This is a genomic window from Pseudomonas sp. ASL8 (genome assembly GCF_056680355.1).
In genome coordinates, this window is the sequence record NZ_CM155278.1 from 4,915,748 (window position 1) to 4,937,806 (window position 22,059).

The 22,059-nt window shown below is 57.9% G+C and carries 18 protein-coding genes; 7 read left to right on the forward strand and 11 right to left on the reverse strand.

What is annotated here, in order from left to right; genetic code table 11:
- The first annotated feature begins 56 nt into the window (after positions 1-56).
- Positions 57-332, forward strand: a complete 276-nt coding sequence (locus AC1MEA_RS22655) for a peptidylprolyl isomerase (protein WP_219060140.1) — start codon at positions 57-59, stop codon at positions 330-332.
- A gap of 93 nt (positions 333-425) precedes the next feature.
- Here the strand turns inward: AC1MEA_RS22655 and kdgK are convergent, their stop codons facing one another.
- The 8 genes from kdgK to AC1MEA_RS22695 form a co-directional block, all read right to left on the reverse strand.
- Entirely contained in the window at positions 426-1,373 is a 948-nt protein-coding gene (gene kdgK, locus AC1MEA_RS22660; protein WP_480417483.1) for a 2-dehydro-3-deoxygluconokinase, read from the reverse strand.
- 21 nt (positions 1,374-1,394) lie between these two features.
- Complete coding sequence (locus AC1MEA_RS22665) at positions 1,395-2,600, reverse strand: amino acid deaminase (protein WP_480417484.1); 1,206 nt, start codon at positions 2,598-2,600, stop codon at positions 1,395-1,397.
- Between the two features lie 34 nt (positions 2,601-2,634).
- Positions 2,635-3,399, reverse strand: a complete 765-nt coding sequence (locus tag AC1MEA_RS22670; RefSeq protein WP_219060143.1) for an IclR family transcriptional regulator — start codon at positions 3,397-3,399, stop codon at positions 2,635-2,637.
- Between the two features lie 79 nt (positions 3,400-3,478).
- On the reverse strand, positions 3,479-3,871 hold the full coding sequence (locus AC1MEA_RS22675; protein ID WP_219060144.1) for a RidA family protein: 393 nt from the start codon (positions 3,869-3,871) through the stop codon (positions 3,479-3,481).
- A gap of 79 nt (positions 3,872-3,950) precedes the next feature.
- Complete coding sequence (locus AC1MEA_RS22680; RefSeq protein WP_219060145.1) at positions 3,951-4,742, reverse strand: amino acid ABC transporter ATP-binding protein; 792 nt, start codon at positions 4,740-4,742, stop codon at positions 3,951-3,953.
- Complete coding sequence (locus tag AC1MEA_RS22685) at positions 4,739-5,401, reverse strand: amino acid ABC transporter permease (protein WP_480417485.1); 663 nt, start codon at positions 5,399-5,401, stop codon at positions 4,739-4,741. Before AC1MEA_RS22685 ends, AC1MEA_RS22680 begins: the two co-directional genes overlap by 4 nt.
- 9 nt (positions 5,402-5,410) lie before the next feature.
- On the reverse strand, positions 5,411-6,073 hold the full coding sequence (locus AC1MEA_RS22690; protein ID WP_480417486.1) for an amino acid ABC transporter permease: 663 nt from the start codon (positions 6,071-6,073) through the stop codon (positions 5,411-5,413).
- Positions 6,074-6,136: 63 nt separating this feature from the next.
- Positions 6,137-6,988, reverse strand: coding sequence for a transporter substrate-binding domain-containing protein (locus tag AC1MEA_RS22695; RefSeq protein ID WP_480417487.1), 852 nt, complete (start codon positions 6,986-6,988; stop codon positions 6,137-6,139).
- 581 nt (positions 6,989-7,569) lie between these two features.
- Here AC1MEA_RS22695 and AC1MEA_RS22700 point away from each other — a divergent pair.
- Both AC1MEA_RS22700 and AC1MEA_RS22705 read left to right on the forward strand, forming a co-directional pair.
- A complete protein-coding gene (locus AC1MEA_RS22700) occupies positions 7,570-9,159 on the forward strand; it encodes an ABC-F family ATPase (RefSeq protein WP_219060149.1) in 1,590 nt (529 codons plus the stop codon).
- Between the two features lie 154 nt (positions 9,160-9,313).
- Entirely contained in the window at positions 9,314-10,531 is a 1,218-nt protein-coding gene (locus AC1MEA_RS22705; RefSeq protein WP_480417488.1) for an MFS transporter, read from the forward strand.
- A gap of 36 nt (positions 10,532-10,567) precedes the next feature.
- Here the strand turns inward: AC1MEA_RS22705 and glgB are convergent, their stop codons facing one another.
- Genes glgB through AC1MEA_RS22720 form a run of 3 tightly spaced genes read right to left on the reverse strand, consistent with a single transcriptional unit; the run spans position 10,568 to position 18,162 of the window.
- On the reverse strand, positions 10,568-12,796 hold the full coding sequence (gene glgB, locus AC1MEA_RS22710) for a 1,4-alpha-glucan branching protein GlgB (RefSeq protein ID WP_449633479.1): 2,229 nt from the start codon (positions 12,794-12,796) through the stop codon (positions 10,568-10,570).
- Positions 12,796-16,119 (reverse strand): maltose alpha-D-glucosyltransferase, encoded by a 3,324-nt coding sequence (treS, locus tag AC1MEA_RS22715; protein ID WP_480417489.1) that lies wholly within the window; start codon positions 16,117-16,119, stop codon positions 12,796-12,798. Before treS ends, glgB begins: the two co-directional genes overlap by 1 nt.
- Before the next feature lie 12 nt (positions 16,120-16,131).
- Entirely contained in the window at positions 16,132-18,162 is a 2,031-nt protein-coding gene (locus AC1MEA_RS22720; RefSeq protein WP_219060154.1) for an alpha-1,4-glucan--maltose-1-phosphate maltosyltransferase, read from the reverse strand.
- Between the two features lie 270 nt (positions 18,163-18,432).
- Here AC1MEA_RS22720 and AC1MEA_RS22725 point away from each other — a divergent pair, with 270 nt between their 5' ends.
- The 4 genes from AC1MEA_RS22725 to mapR all read left to right on the forward strand — a co-directional run bounded on the left by AC1MEA_RS22725 (position 18,433) and on the right by mapR (position 22,056).
- Positions 18,433-18,651 carry a hypothetical protein gene (locus AC1MEA_RS22725; protein WP_219060155.1) on the forward strand — a complete coding sequence of 73 codons (219 nt, stop codon included), beginning with the start codon at positions 18,433-18,435 and terminating at the stop codon, positions 18,649-18,651.
- Positions 18,632-18,853, forward strand: a complete 222-nt coding sequence (locus AC1MEA_RS22730; RefSeq protein WP_219060156.1) for a DUF3203 family protein — start codon at positions 18,632-18,634, stop codon at positions 18,851-18,853. Before AC1MEA_RS22725 ends, AC1MEA_RS22730 begins: the two co-directional genes overlap by 20 nt.
- Before the next feature lie 322 nt (positions 18,854-19,175).
- Positions 19,176-20,588, forward strand: coding sequence for a cytochrome c oxidase accessory protein CcoG (gene ccoG / locus AC1MEA_RS22735; protein ID WP_480417490.1), 1,413 nt, complete (start codon positions 19,176-19,178; stop codon positions 20,586-20,588).
- A 58-nt stretch (positions 20,589-20,646) separates the two neighbouring features.
- On the forward strand, positions 20,647-22,056 hold the full coding sequence (gene mapR / locus AC1MEA_RS22740) for a GntR family transcriptional regulator MpaR (protein ID WP_449633484.1): 1,410 nt from the start codon (positions 20,647-20,649) through the stop codon (positions 22,054-22,056).
- Positions 22,057-22,059: the final 3 nt, after the last annotated feature.

The following is a 22,059-nucleotide window of genomic DNA, read 5'->3' on the forward strand; positions in this document are numbered from 1 at the left end:
ATTGGCGCCAAGGACAGGCATAATAGCCACCGATTTTTCCAGGACTGCCCTGCGACATGAAAGCTCTCGCCCGCCATATTCTGGTGAAAACCGCCGAAGAAGCCGAACAACTCAAGCAGCGTATTGCCAAAGGCGAAGCGTTCGACGTGTTGGCCAAAAAATATTCGACCTGCCCCTCTGGCAAGCGCGGCGGCGATCTGGGTGAAGTTCGCCCAGGACAAATGGTCGGCATCATCGATCAGATCATCTTCAAAAAGCCGCTGCGCGTCGTGCATGGGCCGGTCAAAAGCAAATTCGGTTATCACCTGGTCCAAGTGTTTTATCGGGATTGAGCAGGGCTGCGCCTGAGCCGACGCTTTCGCTCCCACAGGAGCTTTCGATTTTCTGTGAGAACGAACTCATTCGCGAATGGCATTACACCGCAGCTACTCAAACACCGGCATCACACTTTTGGGAATCAGTGCTCCTGGATGCTGAATCACCAGACTCGCCAATCGGTGCCCCGCTTCAGCCGCTTCCCGTGGACTTGCACCTTTGAGGCGTTGAGCCAGGTAGGCGGCGCTGAATGAATCCCCTGCCGCCGTGGTGTCGATCACCCGCGTTACCGGGTGTGCCGGAATATCGAATCGCTCGCCTTGGGTCTCGACGAGGCAACTCTCCGCACCGCGTTTGACTACCACTTCGCTGACGCCCATCTGCCGGTACGCTGCCAACAACTGCTCGGTGTCCGCGTAACCAAACAACGCCCGCTCGTCATCCTCGGTCAACAGCGCCAGATCGACCTGCGGCAAACACATCAAATAAGCAGTGCGAGCCTGTTCGACGCTGTCCCAGAGGCGCGGCCGGTAATTGTTGTCGAAGGCGACCCTGGCCCCGCGCGCACGGGCCTCGACCAGTACTGACAACAAACGCGCACGGCCCTGCTCGCCCAACACCGCCAAGGTGATGCCACTGAAATACAACACGTCGTAATCAGGCAGCGCCGCCAGAATCGGCGCCGCCGCCGGGGTGGTGAAGCAATCGCGCACGGCCGCTTCATTGCGCCAATACAGAAAACGTCGTTCACCATGGGCATCGGTCTGAATGCAGTACAGACCCGGCAGGCGCCCCGGCAAGCGCTGGACCTTGCTCAGGCCGATCCGCTCTTGCGCCCAGTCTTTGCACATTGCATCGCTGAAGCTGTCATCGCCCAGCGCCGTGACGTAGTCCACCTGCCCGGCGCCGCCGAGCATGCGCGCCAGGTACACCGCCGTATTCAGGGTATCGCCACCGAAACTCTGCTGCAGGCTGCCATTAGCGTGCCGCTGCAGTTCGATCATGCATTCGCCGATCAAGGCGACACGCGGATGATGGTGACTGATCAATTCGCTCATCAGGTTGGGGGGCTCCTCGGTTTAGAAACAGGTACTCATGGTTTCAATGACCAGCAGGTTCTCGTCCACCAGACAGACCGAACGCCACTTGTCGAATGTCAGACATGGATGGGACGTGCCAAAAGCGATGATGTCGCCAATGTGCAGCTCACAGCCTGGGGCGACGGTCATGAACGCGTGCTGATCCATCACTGCGGTGACCTTGCAGGCACTGACATCATCACCTTGCGCAGACAACGCGCCCGCTTTGTAACGCAGCAGTGGGTTGGGCAATCCGGCATCGTAGGCAACGTCGCGCTTGCCCATGGCGATCACCGCAAAACCGGGTTCTGGCAGCGACTGCACGTGCGCCCAGACTTCCAGCGCCGGGCGCAGACCTTCGCTCAACTCGCTGCGACGGTCGAGCACGCAGCATTGCGCGTCTTTATAGATGCCGTGGTCGTGCACCACGTAACTGCCGGGGCGCAGCACGCTGAGGAAACGTTCACGCACGGCCTGATCATCGAAAGCTTCGGCGATCAGGTCATACCAGGCTGAGCCGGACGCCGTGACAATCGGCCGATCCAGTGCAAAAGCACCTTTTTCCTGGAGTTCGACGGCCAGACGCACCAACGAGGCGGCGAACGCTTTGATATCGACCACGGCCTGATCGCCATGGATCACGCCTTCGTAGCCTTCAATACCGGTCAAGGCCAGCGCGGGTTGCGCAGCAATGGCCGCGGCCAGAGCGAGCACTTGCTGCTCGGTGCGGCAGCCGCAACGACCACCCGGCACACCGTACTCGATCATCACGTTCAGGCGCAGACCCCGTCCGCCGAAATACTCGCCCAACGCTGCCACGTTATCCGGGTGATCGACCATGCAGTAGAACTCGAACATCGAGTCATCGAGCAAGTCGGCAATCAGCGCCATGTTGGGCGTGCCGACCAGCTGATTGGCCATCAACACCCGACGCACACCATGGGCGTAAGCGGCGCGGGTCTGCACTGCGGTCGCCAAGGTGATGCCCCACGCGCCTTCTTCGAGCTGGCGGCGAAACAGTGCCGGTACCATGCTGGTCTTGCCATGGGGCGCCAGCTCAGCGCCGCTGTTGCTGACAAAGGTCTGCATCCAGCGAATGTTGTGTTCCAGCGCCTGGCGGTGGATCACCAGCGCGGGCAGACTGACATCGCGAACCAGACTATCGCCCGGCGCGGCGGCGCCCTTTTCTACTGCTGCAGTGCTCATGGCTGTTCTCCTGATCAGCGCGGCTCTTGCCGCACTATTCGTTGACTCTGCGCGCAAGGCCGTTGGCACTGTCGATCAGCACCCGGCGATAGTCGCTGTAATTGTTCTTGGCGTCGGCACGCGGCGCGACGATGCACAGGGTGGCGACGCAGATACCGCGCTCGTCCTTGACCGGTGCCGCGAAACAATGGGTAAAGGTGTCGGCCACACTGTCGAAGGAAAAGAAGCCCTCTTCGCCAGCCTTGCGGATTTCCCGCAGAAACGTGTCCAGCGGCAGGCGCTCGCCGTCCGGCAGGATGTAGTCCTCGGGATCGATCAAGTCGATGATCTGCTGATCGCTCAAATGGCTGAGCAGCAAGCGCCCGGAGGCAGTCCACGGGATCGGTGCATTCTCGCCAATGTCGGAAGAAATCCGAAAATGGCGCTGGCCCTCCTTCATCAGTGCCACCGTATATTTACGCCCGTTGAGCAGGCACATTTGCGCGGTTTCATGGGTCTGGCTGACGATCTCGGCCAAGGACACCTCAGCCTCACGGGTGAAGTCGAAGTGCCGCAGGTGGGCCTGCCCCAGAAAATACAGTTGTCGGCCCAGATAGACATGCCCTTCTTTGCCGACTGTTTCCAGAATCCGCCGTTCCAGCAGCGAGCTGACCAACTCGTAGACTGTCGATTTCGGGCTGCCGATGCCGCTGGCGATTTCATTAGGGCGCAGCGGCGTGCCTTTTTCCTTGAGAAAATCCAGGATATCAAACGCCCGATCCAGCCCTCTGGCCCGGCGTTTGATCGTGTCTTCGGTCATGTTCACGCTACCCCTTGAAATGTGCTGAGCAGTTTAATCATTCCCATGCGCCGAGCGGGAATGATCGCGTGGAGACCACTCAGGCCGTGGGTTTCTTATAAGCGATGCAATCGATCTCGACCTTGCAGTCGACCATCATGTTGGCCTGCACACAGGCCCGGGCCGGGGCGTGCTGGCTGACGAAGTATTCGGCGAACACCTTGTTAAAGCTCCAGAAGTCCCGCGGATCCTCCAGCCAAACGCCTGCGCGCACGACATCTTCCAGGCCATAACCGGCCTCGGTGAGGATGGCGATCAGGTTCTGCATGGTTTTGTGGGTTTGCTCGACAATCCCACCGCTGATGATCTCGCCATTTTCCATCGCCACCTGACCGGACACATGCAGCCAGCCATCGGCTTCGACTGCGCGGGCGAAAGGCAGAGGTTGGCCACCCGCGCCAACTGCACCAGTGCCAATACGAGTAATGCTCATGGGTATCTCCTGTTGTTTCTAAAAAAGTGGATGTACATGGATAGATGTCATCGCCTTACGGGATAACGGCCTCCGGTCATCAGAACCGGATGCTTTTCAGGAATTCTCCCAAACGCGCCGACTTCGGCCGTTCGAACAGTTCCTTGGGTGGCCCCTGCTCTTCGATGCGGCCCTGATTCATGAAAACGATCTGGTCGGACACCTCGTAAGCAAAACGCATTTCATGGGTGACCAGCAGCATGGTCATGCCTTCTTCGGCCAGGCCCTTGATCACACTCAGCACTTCACCCACCAGTTCCGGGTCCAGCGCGGAGGTCACTTCGTCGAACAGCATCAGGCTCGGGTTCATGGCAATGGCACGGGCAATCGCCACACGCTGTTGCTGACCGCCGGACAACTGCCCCGGAAAGTGATTGCGCCGGTCGAGCAGACCGACGCGCTCCAGCCATTTCTCTGCCAGTGCCACGGCCTGATCCTTCGGCAGCTTTTTCACTTTCAACAAGCCCAAGGTGACGTTTTGCAGGGCACTCAAGTGCGGAAACAGGTTGAACTGCTGAAACGCCATACCGGTCATGGCCCGGTGCTGTGCGATGACTTTTTCCGGGTGACGAACACGCTTGCCATTGATATCGCTGTAACCGATGTCCTGACCATCAAGACGGATATGCCCACCCTGAAACTCTTCCAGCAGATTGACGCAACGCAGCAACGTGGTTTTTCCCGAACCACTGGAACCGATCAAGGTCACAACGTTGCCGCGCTGCATGCTTAGATCGACGCCCTTGAGCACCTCAACAGCGCCGTAGGATTTGTGCAGCCCTTCGATGCTCAGCAAAGCCGGGGCGGCAGTAGCCGTTTGAGTCTGTGTCATGGCAAGGCCACCCGTTTTTCGATTTGCCGTCCAAGAAGCTCGATGGCGTAGTTGATGATGAAGAACAGAAACCCGGCGAACAGATAGAACTCCAGGGTCATGAAGGTCCGGGCGATCACCTGTTGCGTACTGAGCAGCAATTCGGCCACGCCGATGACCGACAGCAGCGTCGAGGCTTTGACGATCTCGGTGGAGGAATTGACCCAGGTCGGCAAAATCTGCCGCAACGCTTGAGGCAACAATACGTAGCCCAACGACTGCCTGAACGTCAGCCCGATGGCCTTGCCCGCTTCAAGCTGGCCATGCGGAATGGCTTGCAAGGCGCCGCGCACAATTTCTGCCACGTGGGAGCCGCAAAACAGCGTCAGCCCCAGGGCACCGGCTTGAAATGCGCTGATCTGCCAGCCCAGCGCCGGGGCCATATAAAAACACGCCAACACCAGCACAAACACCGGCGTGCCGCGAATCAGGTCGACATAGACCCGGAATGGCAGGCGGCCCCAGAGTTTGCCGTAGGTCAACACCAAGCCTCCCAGCATGCCGATCAGGGTCCCGCACATAATCGCCAGTGCGGAGCACTCGATGCTGGTCAAAAATCCCAACCACAACGTTTCGCGGGCAATCCATAATTCTTGCAGCCAGCTATGGGATTCGTACATATCAAACTCCTAGCGACGGATAGCCAAGCGCTGCTCGAGGTAGCGCAGGAGCATGGCAATGAGGTAACAGGCCGCGACATACAGCGCCGTGGTGACCATCCAGGTTTCGATCACCCGGTAGCTTTCGACATTGATCTTGCGGGCGTAATACGTCAGTTCCGGCACGGCAATCGCCGCCGCCAGCGAGGTGTCCTTGAACAGCGAGATGAAGTTGTTGGACAGCGCCGGCAACACATTGCGAATCATCACCGGCACGATGATGTACGCGCGGACCTGCCACTCGCCCAGGCCTATGGCCAATCCAGCCTCGCGCAGTCCCTTGTGAATACTCAGCAACCCGGCACGGAACACTTCGGTCAGGTAGGCCCCGGCGTATAGCGACAGGGTCACGATGAACGAGGCCAGTTTGTCCATGCGGATGCCCACACTCGGCAGCGCAAAGTAGATCAACAGGATCAGCACCAGAATCGGCGTATTGCGGATTACGGTCACGTACACCGAGGCAATAACCCGCAGCGCACGGTATTTCGACAGCAGCGCGAACGCCGCCATCAGGCCGATCACACAGCCAATCGCAATCGAGACCAGCGCCAACTCCAGGCCCAACCCCAGTCCTGCCAGCAAGTTCGGAAAATCACGCCAGACCGCTGCAAAATTCAACTGATAGTTCATGGTCAGCAGTACCTGGATCGGGCGGCACAACAGCCCGCCCTACCCATCAGTTTCAGAGACGTGTTACTTGAATTCCATCGGGAAGCCGATTGCCGGGGTTGGCAAGTCCACACCGAACCATTGCTTGAACGATGCGGCATAGGTCGGGAACTCGACGCCAGTCATCGCCTCATGGAGCACGGTATTGACGAAGTTCAGCCAGTCCTGATCGCCACGTTTAACAGCACAGGCGTAGGTCTGCGGACTCCAGGCGAAGGCCGGGGTGCGATAACGCCCCGGGTTCTGCACGATCAGGTATTTCACCGAGGACTGATCGGTGGCAGCGGTATCGGCACGACCCGAGTTGATTGCCTGGTACATCAGATCCACGCTGTCGTACTGATCGACTTTGGCTTTTGGCAATGCCTGATGCACCAGTTCCTCGGCATACACGTTCTGCAACACGGCCACGGTCACACCGTCACCCGCCGCTTTCAAATCATCGATTTCCTTGTACTTGCTGTTGGCCGGCAGCAACAGCCCCACGCCTTCACGGTAGTACGGCAGGGTGAACGCCACTTGTTGAGCACGACTGGCGGTGACCGTGATGAACTGGCAGCTCATGTCGACCTTGTCGGTCAGCAGGTTGGGAATCCGCGCATCGGACGACTGCACCACGAACTCGACCTTGCTCGGGTCATTGAACAAGCCCTTGGCCACCATCCGTGCGATATCAATATCAAAACCCTGCAACTTCCCGTCCGCACCCTGGAAATGCCAAGGCGCATTGGTGCTGCCTGTACCCACAACCAGATGGCCACGTTTCAACACGCTGTCGAGCTTGCTGGCGTCCGCCGCCTGCACCGGGTTAATCAACGTGGCCGTGGCCGCAAGAACAAACGCACACGCTTTAAAAAAGGAAGGTCCGCTATACATGACATGAACTCCGCCGTGATGTTAATTCCGCTATAGCGGAATAGTGTATGTAACAACGGAATAGACAGCAGAAAGTGTGCCACAGAGAACAGCAGGAAAATAAGCACGAAGAAAAGTGTTCTGGATCAACGAGGTGGCGCAAAGGGAATGTTTTTCAGAAGCAACAGCCTGAAACAAGCGCCCGCTACCGTTCGCCACGAGGGTGGGTAACAAGGCCCCAATGGAGAGCGGGGATGTTTCAGAAGGGTGCGCATTTATTCGCGGGACCGTTCAAACGCCGGGCAAGTCGCAAAGCCAGCTGCTCAGGTATATCTGCAAATACCTGTAATTCGACCTGCGCGCCTGCTATTGCAGGGGCTTTACCGCTTCCCGACACTCCGCTCAGCACTCTCCGGCTGCCCTTCCCCGCGCCAAGTGTTACTATTGCGCCCCTTTAAAGCCGCACTGACTGATTTTGGGTTGCGCCTTCTGCGCTCAACCTTCTTTAGCCCGTGCGCTTTCTGGCTGTTTTGGGCGGTTGCCCAACGCCATTGTGCCGGGCCTTCGAGCCTCTATGCCTTTGCAACCTGCAGGACACACTTTTGATCTCCACAGCTAACATCACCATGCAATTCGGCGCCAAACCCTTGTTCGAGAATGTCTCGGTCAAGTTTGCTGGCGGTAACCGTTATGGCCTTATCGGTGCCAACGGTTGCGGCAAGTCGACCTTTATGAAGATCCTCGGCGATGATCTGGAGCCTTCGGGTGGGCAGGTGATGCTGGAGCCGAACGTGCGTCTGGGCAAGTTGCGTCAGGACCAGTTCGCCTACGAAGAATTCACCGTGATCGATACCGTGATCATGGGTCACGAAGAGCTGTGGAAGGTCAAGGCCGAGCGCGACCGCATCTACTCGCTGCCGGAAATGACCGAAGCTGACGGCATGGCCGTGGCTGAACTGGAAACCGAGTTCGCTGAAATGGACGGCTACACCGCCGAATCCCGCGCCGGCGAGCTGCTGCTGGGCCTGGGTATCGGTATTGAACAACACAACGGTCCGATGAGCGAAGTGTCGCCGGGCTGGAAACTGCGCGTGTTGCTGGCGCAGGCATTGTTCTCCAATCCAGAAGTACTGTTGCTCGACGAACCGACCAACCACCTGGACATCAACACCATCCGCTGGCTGGAAAACATTCTGACCCAGCGCAGCAGCCTCATGATCATCATTTCCCACGATAGGCACTTCCTGAACAGTGTCTGCACGCACATGGCCGACCTTGATTACGGCGAGCTGCGTCTGTTCCCGGGCAACTACGACGAGTACATGACCGTGGCGACCCAGTCCCGCGAGCAATTGCTGTCGGACAACGCCAAGAAGAAAGCTCAGATCAACGAACTGCAATCGTTCGTCAGCCGCTTCTCGGCCAACGCCTCGAAATCCAAGCAGGCCAGCTCCCGCGCCAAGCAGATCGACAAGATCCATCTGGCCGAGGTCAAACCTTCAAGCCGGGTCAGCCCGTTCATTCGTTTCGAACAGAACAAAAAGCTGCACCGTCAGGCGGTCATTGTTGAGCGCATGGCTAAAGGTTTCGATGGCAAGCCTCTGTTCAAGGACTTCAGCTTCACCGTTGAAGCTGGCGAGCGCGTAGCAATCATCGGCCCGAACGGTATCGGTAAAACCACCCTGCTGCGCACGCTGGTCAATGAACTGTCGCCCGATGCCGGTACGGTCAAGTGGACCGACGCTGCCGAGCTGGGCTACTACGCTCAGGATCACGCGTCTGACTTCGAAGATGAGGCCAATCTGTTTGAATGGATGGGCCGCTGGACCCAAGGTGGCGAGCAAGTAGTTCGCGGCACACTGGGCCGCATGCTGTTCTCCGCCGACGATATCCTCAAGTCGGTGAAAGTGATTTCCGGTGGTGAACAAGGTCGTATGCTGTTCGGCAAGCTGATCCTGCAAAAGCCGAACGTACTGATCATGGACGAACCGACCAACCACTTGGACATGGAATCCATCGAGGCGCTGAACCTGGCCCTGGAAAACTATCCCGGCACGCTGATCTTCGTCAGCCATGACCGTGAATTCGTATCGTCGCTGGCTACGCGCATCATCGAGCTGAGCCCAAGCGGTGTTATCGACTTCAGCGGCACTTACGATGACTACCTGCGTAGTCAAGGCGTCGTGTTCTGATTTAGCGTCAACGCTGTGAGAGAAGCCCTGTCCATGTGACGGGGCTTTTTCGTTCTGAGGATCATGAGCATCAGACAATCGTTAGCCTGCTTCCTTTTACCGCCTGCTCAGGCGATGATGGCGTTCTCCACCCGCCTGCCAGCGAACGAGCCCCATGTCTGCCGTACAACCTCCGCACCTCCAGACTCAACCATCCAGCTCTATGTCGATCACTCTGCAGATCGTCTCCATCGTGTTCTATACCTTCATTGCCTTTCTGTGTATCGGTCTGCCAATCGCAGTGATACCGGGTTACGTCCACGATCAATTGGGTTTCAGCGCGGTCATTGCCGGGGTGACCATCGGCTCACAGTACTTGTCGACGCTGCTCAGTCGGCCTTTGGCCGGGCGTGTTGCAGACAGTATCGGCACCAAACGCGCGATTGTTTATGGCCTGTCAGGCATTGCCGTCAGTGGCCTGCTGACCTTGCTAGCGACACTGCTCGACAGCCAGCCCATGGCGAGCCTGACAATACTGATCATCGGCCGTGTGTGTCTTGGCGTGGCACAAGGACTGATCGGCGTGGGCACAATCAGTTGGTGCATCGGCCAGGTCGGCATGGGACACACTGCCCGGGCGATTTCCTGGAACGGCATCGCGTCCTACGGCGCTATCGCCATCGGCGCGCCGGTTGGCGTGGTGATGGTCGACAGCCTGGGCTTTGCCAGCCTGGGGATTGCCTTGTCTGTTGTTTCGTTGCTGGCGCTGGTGCTGATTCGCAACAAACCGTCAGTACCCGTGATCCATGGCGAACGCCTGCCTTTTTGGTCGGTGTTTGGCCGGGTTACTCCCTTCGGCCTGAGCCTGACCCTGGCCTCCATTGGCTACGGCACCCTCACCACGTTTATCACGCTGTTCTACCTAAGCCGGGGCTGGCATGGCGCGGCGTACTGCCTGACGGTCTTCGGCGTTTGCTTCATCCTGTCGCGGCTGGTCTTCATCAACACGATCAACCGATTTGGCGGCTTCAATGCGGCCATGGCCTGTATGGCCATCGAAACCCTCGGTCTGGTATTGCTGTGGATCTCACCCACGACCGCAGTCGCGCTGATCGGTGCGGGACTGACCGGTGTCGGCCTGTCGCTGGTCTATCCGGCGCTGGGAGTCGAGGCGATCAAACAGGTACCGACGTCCAGTCGGGGCGCGGGTTTGAGTGCGTATGCGGTGTTCTTCGACCTGGCGCTGGCCATTGCCGGGCCGGTCATGGGCAGCGTCGTCCTGGGGCTGGGTTATGCGTGGATTTTCTTCGTTGCAGCGGTGCTGTCGGTGGCCGGCCTGTCACTGACGCTACTGCTGTCTCGCCGCAATGGCGCGGTGAAGAACGAAGGGTGAGCGCTGCGGCGCGTCAAGCCGCAGCACCCGGCGACATCAATCCAGCTTTGGCCGCAGGATCAACACACCCAAAGGCGGCAGGTTCAGCGCCAATGACACCGGCATCCCATGGCTTTTACTGTCTTCGGTCTGCACACCGCCGCCATTGCCGACGTTAGAACCCGCATAGGTGCTCGCATCGCTGTTTAGCAGTTCGGTCCACAACCCGGCGAACGGAACGCCGATGCGATACCCCTCGCGAGGCACAGGCGTCAGGTTAGCGACGACCAACACCGGATCGCCCTCCTTGCTCCAGCGCAACCAGGCAAAAACGCTATTGGCCGCGTCATCACCGATGACCCATTGAAACCCCTGAGGCACGCAATCCTGTTCGTGAAGTGCCGGTACTTCGCGATAAATACGGTTGAGATCGCTCACCAGCTTCTTCACGCCGATGTGTTCAGCGTACTGCAACAAATACCAATCCAGTTGCTCGTCGTGGTTCCACTCGCGCCATTGGCCAAACTCACAGCCCATGAACAACAGTTTTTTGCCTGGGTGCGTCCACATGAACGCCAGATAAGCACGCAAATTGGCAAACTTCTGCCAACGATCACCGGGCATCTTATCAATGAGCGAATGCTTGCCGTGCACCACTTCATCGTGGGAAATCGGCAGGATGAACTTCTCGGACCAGGCGTAGATCAGGCCGAAACTCAGCTCGCCATGGTGATGGGCGCGGTGTATAGGGTCCTGCTGCATGTAATGCAGGGTGTCGTGCATCCAGCCCATGTTCCATTTATAGGAAAAGCCCAACCCCCCTTGCTGCGTGCTCTGGCTGACGCCGGGCCAGGCCGTGGACTCTTCGGCGATGACCATCGCGCCGGGCACCTCCAGTGCTACCACGTCGTTGAGATGGCGTAAAAAATCAATGGCTTCGAGATTTTCTCGACCGCCATGGCGATTGGGCACCCACTCCCCCGCTTTCCGTGAGTAGTCGCGGTAAAGCATTGAGGCCACGGCATCCACGCGCAGGCCATCAACATGGAAATGCTTGAGCCAATGCAATGCCGACGCGAGCATGAAGCCATGCACTTCTGTGCGGCCCAGGTTGTAAATCAGCGTGTCCCAATCCTGGTGGAAACCTTCCTGCGGATTGCCGTACTCATACAGCGCGGTGCCATCGAATTGCGCCAAACCGTGAGTATCGGTCGGGAAATGCGCGGGCACCCAATCGAGGATCACGCCAATATCGGCCTGGTGGCAAGCGTTGACGAAAGCAGCAAAGTCATCTGGCGAGCCGAAACGAGCCGTCGGGGCAAACTGCGAAAGAGGCTGATAACCCCATGAGCCGCCAAACGGATGCTCCATGATTGGCATCAGTTCGATATGGGTAAAGCCCAACTCCTTGATATAGGGAATCAGGCGCTCGCCCAGTTCGTGCCAGTTGTATTGGCGAACAACAAACTCATCGCTGTGATCAAGCTGCCAGGAGCCCGCATGTAACTCATAGATCGACAATGGCGCGCTCGCCACGTGACGCTCGCCCCGCGATTGCATCCAGCCATTGTCTTGCCAGTCGAATTGCAACGGTGCCGCTACCACCGACGCCGTGTCTGGCGGCAACTGGGTGGCCAGGGCCATAGGGTCGGCCTTGAGTGGCAGAATTCCATTGGCACCCAGAATTTCATATTTGTACGCTTCACCGGGCTTGAGCCGGGGAATGAATATTTCCCAAACCCCTGTGGGGTGACGCAAACGCATCGGGTGACGGCGACCGTCCCAATTATTGAAGCCGCCGACCACCGACACGCGCCGCGCATTGGGTGCCCATACAGAGAAGCGCACACCGTCGATACCGTCGACATTCTTGACCTGCGCACCCAGGCAACTGCTCAGATCCCGGTGATTGCCTTCGGCAAACAAATACAGGTCCATCTCGCCCAACAACGGGCCGAAGCTGTAAGGGTCTTCGGTGATTTGCTCGCCGCCAGCCCAGTTGATTTTTAATAAGTAAGGCTGTGCGCGAGGGAAATGTCCGGCGAAAAAACCCGGGACCTCGCTCATTTCAAGGGTCCCCAGCTCCTGCTCACCCTCGCGCGACAGCACGCTCACACTTAACGCGTCGGGCAGGTACGCACGAATAAACTGCCCGCCCGCACCATCGTCACGGGGGCCAAGCATGGAGAATGGGTCATGATGTTCGGCGCGGATCAACGCATCCATATCGGCGGCCCCGGGCAGCAATCCCGATATGCCCCTGCCGTTTTCCTTAGGTGCATTCATTATAATTCTCCATCAGACAAGGTCAGCAGCCCACGTAAGCCTTGCAAAGGTACGGCCAACCAGCTGGGGCGATGCTCGGCTTCGTAGACAACTTCATAGGCAGTTTTTTCCAGGGTAAATAATTCCAGCGTGGCGCTCTCGCCCTTCGCGTCTTCCCAGCCGTGGGCCAGGTCAGTGGTCGCCCGACGATAACCGTCGAGAAAGGCCTGACGAGCCTCGGTCAAATAGGTTTGCGCCACGCGTTGTCGAGCGGTCGCGGCTTCAGCCGAGGTGTCCACGCTTCGCGCATTACGCACCGCCATGGCAGCCGCGTAATCGAATGATCGCAACACACCACTGACATCCTTGAACGGACTGTATTTGGCTCGGCGTTCGGTCAATGAACGCGCGGGTTCGCCCTCAAAGTCAATCAAATAGGCATCACCTTTGACCACCAGCACCTGGCCCAAGTGTAAATCACCGTGCACGCGCAGGCGCAAGCCACCCACAGAACGTTTTGCCAGCGCCTGAATGTATGCCATCACCTGCTCGCGCTTGCTCAGCAGCTCAGTAACCAGGGCTTGGTCGACGGGCTCAAGACTGACGGCGTGTTGTTCGAGCAACTGCAGGGCACGCTCCAGCTGAGCTGCCACGCTGCTGCCCAATTGCTGGCTGTCTTTGACACGGGTGGGTTCGGCGGCGAAATCCGGATTATCGGTCGGCGCTGCCAGTATTTGGTGCATCTCGCCAAGACGTTGCCCCAACAAGGCAGCGAAATCCGACAGTTCCAACAAGGCGTTGTAATGCTGTTCCTGCTCAGAACGGCCGTGGGACAGTTCATCACGCACTGCCCGCTCAAGGTTGTTCTGGGTCCATTCCCAGGCATCACCCTGGTTACTCAGATAACCCTGAGCAATCATCAGTAAATTGCTTTGCCCTTGCTTATCAATACGCACGACCGAGCCCAGCAACGGTGATATATACCCAAAGCCGGCCGCGGTCAGGTACGCGCCCATTTCCAGTTCCGGGTGAGTGCCCGCACTGACACGACGGATCATTTTCAGGACAAGGCTGCCACCGACCACCACGGAACTGTTGGACTGCTCAGCCGAGAGGTAACGTACTTCGGATTCGTTGTTCAAACCCAAGCCGGCCATTGCCGGGGTGTACTCAAAGCGCAACTCGCCTTCACTGCACGGCAGTACCGTCTTGGCCTGCATGCCCTGAATGACTGCGCGAATGAAGGTCTCCAGCGTAAAGGCGTCCGTGATCAGGCCGACTTGACGGCCGCGCCGTACGCGAGCCAACGCTAACTGCTGAGGCAACGCGCTGCTGATGTCATCTTCGGCCAATAGACCGAAGGGCAGTTGGTAGCGACCTTGATGATCGCCCGCGATGACTTCAATTTCACTCAACAGCACCGGATGCTGCGCGTCGCCAAAGCGTACTGCGTAAACAATACTCACCTGATCGATAGGCTTGTCCTTACCCGCAAACCAACGGCGCTTAGGCAGATAGAGCATCAACGACGTCTTCTCCATGGTGCTGCGCAACGGCTCGTCCAGTAGCTCTTCGAGGCGTTTTTTCAACACTAGGGTCGGGAAGTCCGGCATGCTTTTCGCTGGTTCAACATGCCAGCTCGGCATTTGGTTTTCCGCCGCCAGCAGGAACCAATAAAAGCCATAGGGTGGCAACGTCAGCAGGTACGGAAGCTGGCCGACGGGTGGGAATGCGCTGCCACCGAGCATCTCAACCGGAACCATGCCGGCAAACGGCGACAGTTCAAGTTCCGCCGCCTGAGCCGCGCTGGAGACGTTGGCCACACACAGAATAATTTCAGTCTTGCCGTCCGGCCCCGTGTACTCGCGGGTGTAGGCCAGAATTCGACGGTTGGTGGGCGAAAGCATTTTCAAGGTGCCACGGCCGAATGCTTTCTGCTGCTTACGCACTGTCAACATCCGTCGATTCCAGTTCAGCAGCGAATGCGGGTCGTTGTTCTGGGTCTCGACATTGACCGATTGATACCCGTACAGCGGGTCCATGATCGGCGGCAGCACCAGGCTTGCCGGGTCCGCACGGGAAAAGCCGCCGTTGCGGTCGATGGACCATTGCATCGGCGTGCGCACGCCATCACGGTCGCCCAGATAAATGTTATCGCCCATGCCGATTTCATCACCGTAGTACAACGTCGGCGTGCCGGGCATCGACAGCAGCATGCTGTTGAGTAACTCGACGCGACGTCGATCACGCTGCACCAGTGGCGCCAGACGTCGACGGATGCCCAGATTGATCCGGGCCCGGCGGTCGGCAGCGTAGTAATTCCACAAGTAATCACGCTCGCGATCAGTGACCATTTCCAGGGTCAGCTCATCGTGATTGCGCAGGAAAATTGCCCACTGACAGTTCGCAGGAATTTCGGGCGTCTGGCGCAGAATATCGGTAATCGGAAAGCGGTCTTCCTGTGCCACGGCCATGTACATGCGCGGCATCAGTGGGAAGTGGAATGCCATGTGGCACTCATCGCCGTCATTGCCTTTTGTATCACCGAAGTACAGCTGCGTGTCTTCCGGCCATTGATTGGCTTCGGCCAGCAGCATGCGGTCCGGGTAATTGGCATCGATTTCGGCACGGATCCGCTTAAGTAGCTTATGGGTCTCGGGCAGGTTTTCGTTATTAGTGCCGTCGCGCTCGATCAGGTACGGGATCGCATCCAGGCGCAGGCCATCGATGCCCATGTCCAGCCAGTAGCGCATCACTTGCAGTACCGCATCCATCACATGCGGATTGTCGAAGTTGAGGTCTGGCTGGTGGGAATAAAAACGGTGCCAGAAGTATTGGCCGGCAACCGGGTCCCAGGTCCAGTTGGACTTTTCGGTGTCGAGAAAAATGATTCGGGTGCCGTCGTACTTCTGATCACTGTCCGACCACACGTAAAAATCCCGTGCCTTGGAGCCACGTTTGGCCGCACGGGCTTTCTGGAACCATGGGTGCTGGTCCGAGGTGTGATTAATGACCAATTCGGTGATCACCCGCAGACCGCGAGCATGGGCTTCAGCGATGAACTTCTTGGCATCGGCCATCGTCCCGTAATCGGCATGCACGCCTCGGTAATCGGCAATGTCATAGCCATCATCACGGCGTGGCGAGGGGTAGAACGGCAGCAGCCAGACAGTATTGACCCCCAGCTCGGCGATGTAGTCGAGCTTGGCGATCAGGCCGGGAAAATCGCCGATCCCATCGTTATTTGAATCAAAAAATGACTTTACATGAACCTGATAAATGACCGCGTCCTTGTACCACAGCGGGTCATTGATGAAGGCTGCGTGCCTGGGTTTCTTTGCCATCGTTGATTCCTTTTAATCCGTGGTCTGAATACGCCAGATGCCGAAAGGTTGATGCCAAGGCTCGATACGCATCCACTGTGTTTTGCCATACCAGGTCCAGCGATGGCCCGTCATCAGGTCTTCACCCGAAGTCGCCACGTCGTCAGGCAGCCCCATTTCCCACAACGGCAACTCAAAATGCGCTTCCTGGGCGTTGACAGGGTCGAGGCTGACAGCCACCAGAACAAAGTTGCTGCCATCGGCGCTGCGCTTGCCGAAATACAAAATATTGTCATTCCAGGCGTTGTAGATTTTCAGGCCCAAGTGCGTTTGCAGCGCAGGGTTCTGTCGACGGATACGATTGAGTTGAGCAATTTCGGCAATGATGTTGCCCGGCGCGTTGTAGTCCCGAGGCCGCAGCTGATATTTCTCCGAGTCCAGGTACTCTTCCTTACCTGGCACCGGCGCTGCTTCGCACAATTCAAACCCGGAATACATGCCCCACAGACCAGAGCCCATGGCTGCCAGCACCGCACGAATCAAGAAGCCTGCGCGGCCGGACTCATGCAGAAAGAACGGGTTGATGTCGGGCGTGTTCACGAAGAAGTTCGGCCGGTAACAATCGCGCCACGGCAACTGGTTCAACTGCGTGAAATACTCCGCCAACTCGGATTTGGTGTTGCGCCAGGTGAAATACGTATAGCTCTGGGAGTACCCGACCTTGCCCAATCGCGCCATCATCGCTGGCTTGGTGAACGCTTCAGCGAGGAACATCACCTCAGGGTACTGGCTGCGAATATCAGCAATCATCCACTGCCAGAAAGGCAGCGGTTTGGTGTGCGGATTATCGACGCGAAAGATTTTTACGCCCTCCTCGATCCAGCCCAGGACGATGTCACGCAACTCCAGCCACAAACTGGGGATCGCGTCGGGGGCATAGAAGTCGACGTTGACGATGTCCTGGTATTTCTTCGGCGGGTTTTCCGCGTAACGGATGCTGCCGTCCGGGCGCCAGGAGAACCAGCCCGGATGTTCCTTGAGCCACGGATGATCCTGTGAGCACTGGATGGCAAAATCCAGAGCAACCTCGAGGCCGTACTCAGCAGCGGTCTTCACCAGATTACGGAAATCCTCGCGGCTACCCAGTTCCGAGTGAATCGCGTCATGCCCACCGTCGGCGCTACCGATGGCGTAAGGGCTACCCGGGTCGTCAGGCCCCGCTTGCAGCGAGTTATTCGGCCCCTTGCGATGGGCGCGGCCGATAGGATGGATCGGCGGAAAATACAGCACATCGAAACCCATGTCCCGAATCATTGGCAGACGAAACAGCACGTCATTGAAGGTGCCGTGGCGCGCTGGATCTTCAGTCACCGAACGCGGAAACAACTCATACCAACTGGCGAACTGCGCCCGTTCACGTTCTACATCCAGCGGGAATTCGACGCTACGGCTCAGGTAGGCATGATTCTCGGCCTGGGCCATCAGCGCCGCCGTTTCACTGTGCAGCAGCAACGCGACCTGAGCCGCGGGCTCGCTCTGCCCAAACCGCTCGATCACTGCACTGATTTGCTGTCGTAGTTCAGCCTGGCTGCGTTCAGCGGCCTGGACTAAATGAACGCGGCCCTCCTCCAACTCCAGATGGATCGGCACCCCAGCGCCATGCTTTTTTCGCAGCTCATAGCGATAGCTGGCGAACTGATCGATCCAGGCCTCGAGCCTGAAGACGTAACGGGCCACCGACGTCGGGGTGAACTCGCCTTCCCAGCTGTCATTGACCCGCTCTTGCATGTGAGTACTGTGCCAGTGCTCTTCATCGGCGGCACGCCACCGTATCAGCACCGCCAGCTTGTCGTGGCCATCGGCAAATACTTTACTGGTCACACTCACCGGCTGCCCGATGATTGCCTTTACCGCAAATAACCCGCCCTCAATCACTGGCATCGTGTTTTCGATCACGATCCGCGGTAATTGCAGGGCCTGGGTCAACGTCAGAGGTCGGGTCGGGTGTGGAACGTCACTGGCCAAAGAATCCGGGCCGTAGGGCTGATCAGCGGTCACATTCATCGAGCATCACTCCTCACGCCCTTTAAAGACGCTCTTGCGCAAAATATGTGCGATTGAAAAAATGAGCGAGCCCATTCCTGCGCTGATATTCCTCGCCGGGCCGCATAGGTTCCGAGCCCCACCCTATAGTAAAAGTTCAAAAGGGTTTAACAGCGAGGATGAGCTTAGTCCGAGCTTTAGCAAGGGTCGGAGTCTTTTGCACAGTTCAGATGTCCAACTCATCAACCGTAGGAAAAATCCATAAACCGAAGGGACCAGGAGATGAAACTGATGAATATCCCTATCCCCGCCGAAACGCCCGATCCGATGATCGACGATCCAGCATTACCCGTGCCAAAGCCTGAGCAGGAGCCGCCGCCCACGATGCCACCAACGTCCGAGCCACCTAAGGGCGATCCGCCTGCCGCAGAACCTCCCGCTATTCTTGAACGTTATCTACCTGAGTCAATTTTTTTCAAGGAGTACACCCATGCCTCTGGAATTCGATAGCACCAACACGCATTGCTCCGCATTGATCGAGGACGTCCGCTATCAAAGCCTTGTCAGCGAGGTGGTGATTGTCACCAATGACGCCACGCACATGTCTGAAGCGCAAGTGGGTGGCAAAAGCGTGCCCATCACCGAAGCCGAAGCCGAGAGCCTGCTCACCCGTGGCGCGCGAGACGATCGGCATAACACCGTTGTGGAGTGACACGCCAGACTCTGTTCCACGCTCAACCTTACGACGATTTTTCCCGGCACAGTACTGCCGTTTACTGCGGCGGTGCTGCCGAGAAAATAATCCACTATCGAGCTCTCAGGTCGCCGAGGTTCAACGGCTGACACTCGAAACTCCTCGATGGGATAGGCGAAAAACAGCGTGAACACATGCCGCTATACAGATAAAAAACCCAGCACAGCACTGGGACAAAACCTCATCTGATCCGCTTTTTTATCAAATACCTGAGTCTGTTATGCAATCAGTTGCTCGCTCATAGTTCATTGGCCTGATACAGGCTGATGAGCATCCAACCATGAGCGAAAGAATTCCTGTCCAGATCATTGAACGCGTCGAACCTTCCAGAGCAAATGTGAAGGTCAAGTCCAGTGATAATTTGATTCATACCCGCAGCTTTACCGGGCTGTTCCGCAATTTACGTGTGAGCGGCGCGGGGTTTCTGTTCCTGCTGTTCTTTGGCACCGTCTGGCTCGATTGGGGCGGACGTCAGGCTGTGCTTTGGGATTTGGCCGACAGTAAATTTCATATTTTCGGGGCGACATTCTGGCCGCAGGACTTCATTCTGCTGTCGGCGTTGCTGATCATCTGTGCCTTTGGCTTGTTCGCCATCACGGTATTCGCAGGAAGAGTCTGGTGTGGATACACCTGCCCGCAGAGTTCCTGGACCTGGATTTTCATGTGGTGCGAGAAGCTCACCGAGGGTGAGCGCAATCAGCGGATCAAACTTCAGGCTGCACCCTGGGGCGTGAACAAACTGCTGCGGCGCTCGGCCAAGCACAGTCTGTGGCTGGCGATCAGCGTATTGACCGGTCTGACCTTCGTCGGCTATTTCACCCCGATTCGCCCGCTGGCCAATGAGCTGCTGACCTTGCAGTTGAGTGGCGTCAGTCTGTTCTGGGTGCTGTTTTTCGCGGGCGCGACCTATATCAATGCTGGCTGGCTGCGTGAAGCCGTCTGCATGCACATGTGCCCCTACGCGCGCTTTCAAAGCGTGATGTTCGACAAAGACACGCTTACCGTTTCCTACGACGCCGCTCGCGGTGAAAACCGTGGCCCGCGTAAACGTGAAGTCGATCCAGCGTCGGTGGGGCTGGGTGACTGTATCGATTGCCACATGTGTGTGCAGGTGTGCCCGACGGGTATCGATATCCGTGACGGCTTGCAGATGGAGTGCATTGGCTGCGCCGCGTGTATCGATGCGTGTGACTCGATCATGGACAAAATGGGCTATGCCCGTGGTCTGGTGAGTTACACCTCGGAAGCCGTATTGCAAGGCGGTCAGACCCGTCTGCTGCGGCCACGCTTGATCGGCTACTGCGCCGTATTGCTGGTGATGATCGGCGCGCTGGTACTGGCGCTGGTCGAGCGGCCCATGGTCTCGCTGGACGTCAGCAAGGACCGGGGCCTGTTCAGGGAAAACAGCCAAGGCCAGATCGAAAACATCTACAGCCTGAAAATCATCAATAAAACCCAGCAGCGTCAGCAGTATCATCTGACGCTTGTCGATGGGGACGGCTTCCAGCTACAGGGCAAAACCGAGGTCAGCCTCGCTGCGGGGGAAATCTTCGATTTCCCCGTGTCCGTGACAATGATCGCCGAGCACCCGAGCAGCGGTTCGCAAACCATCAGCTTTGAAGTGGTGGACAGCGATGACGCCAGCGTACGCAGTCTGGCAAAAAGCCGGTTTGTCGCCCCGCTCAATCGCTGATCCCTTTAAAGTGGTGCTTGCCTCACCTCCCCGTCAGACCGCCAGTCAGCGAGAACCGATGAAACGTTATGAAAAGTTTGCAGACGATATCGCTGAACTGATCCGCTCCGGGGTGCTCGGCCCCGGTCAGCGCGTGCCCTCGGTGCGTTATGCCAGCCAGACTTATGGGGTCAGCCCCTCGACGGTGTTCCAGGCCTATTACCTGCTGGAACGACGCGGGCTGATCCGGGCGCGGCCGCGTTCCGGTTACTTCGTCAACAATAATGCGCTACGGCAGTTTTCCGAGCCGGTGATCAGTACACAGGCCAGCGAGTCCACTGAGGTGGATGTCAGCGAGTTGGTGTTCTCGGTACTCGACTCGATCAAAGATCCGCAGACCGTGCCGTTTGGCTCGGCATTCCCAAGCCCGACGCTGTTCCCACTGCAACGACTGGCACGCTCGCTGGCCAGCGCGAGCCGGCAGATGGACCCGCGCATGGTGGTCACCGACATGTCGCCGGGCAACCCGCAATTGCGTCGACAAATAGCGCTACGGTACATGGTCGGCGGCCTGATGCTCCCCATGGAGGAGCTGCTGATCACCAACGGCGCGCTGGAAGCCCTGAATCTGTGCCTGCAAGCGGTCACTGAGCCGGGTGATCTGGTGGCGATAGAAGCCCCTGCGTTCTATGCCTGCCTGCAAGTGCTGGAACGCCTGAAGCTCAAAGCCGTGGAAATTCCGGTGCACCCACGCGACGGCATCGATCTGGGCGTGCTCGCACAAACCCTTGAGCGCCACCCGATCAAAGCGTGCTGGTGCATGACCAGCTTTCAGAACCCGATGGGCGCCTCCATGCCCGAAGCCAAGAAACGCGAGTTAGTGGAGTTGCTGCGCCAACACCAAGTGCCGTTGATTGAAGATGACGTCTACGCCGAACTGTATTACAGCCCGCAAGCGCCGAAGCCGGCGAAAGCCTTCGACACTGAAGGGCTGGTAATGCATTGCGGCTCGTTTGCTAAAAGCCTGGCGCCGGGTTACCGAATCGGGTGGGTCGCTGCAGGACGTTATGCGCAGAAAATCGAGCGCCTGAAACTGATGACGTCGCTGTGCGCATCGATGCCCGCTCAGGCTGCTATCGCCGACTATCTGCAGCACGGCGGCTACGACCGGCATCTGCGCAAACTGCGCTACGCCCTGGAAGAACAACAAAGCGCCATGCTCAGCGCCATCGCCCGCCACTTCCCCGCACAGACGCGGGTCAGTCAGCCCGCAGGCGGGTATTTCCTGTGGCTGGAGCTACCAGAGCACATGGACTCCCTGAAGCTGTTCCAGATGGCATTGGCCCAAGGCATCAGCATCGCTCCCGGGCCGATATTTTCCCCGACCCAGCGCTTTCGTAACTGCATCCGCCTCAACTACGGTAGCCCGTGGAATGATGCGTCGGAACAGGCCATGGAGACCCTGGGCCGGATTATTCGCTCGTTCTGACAG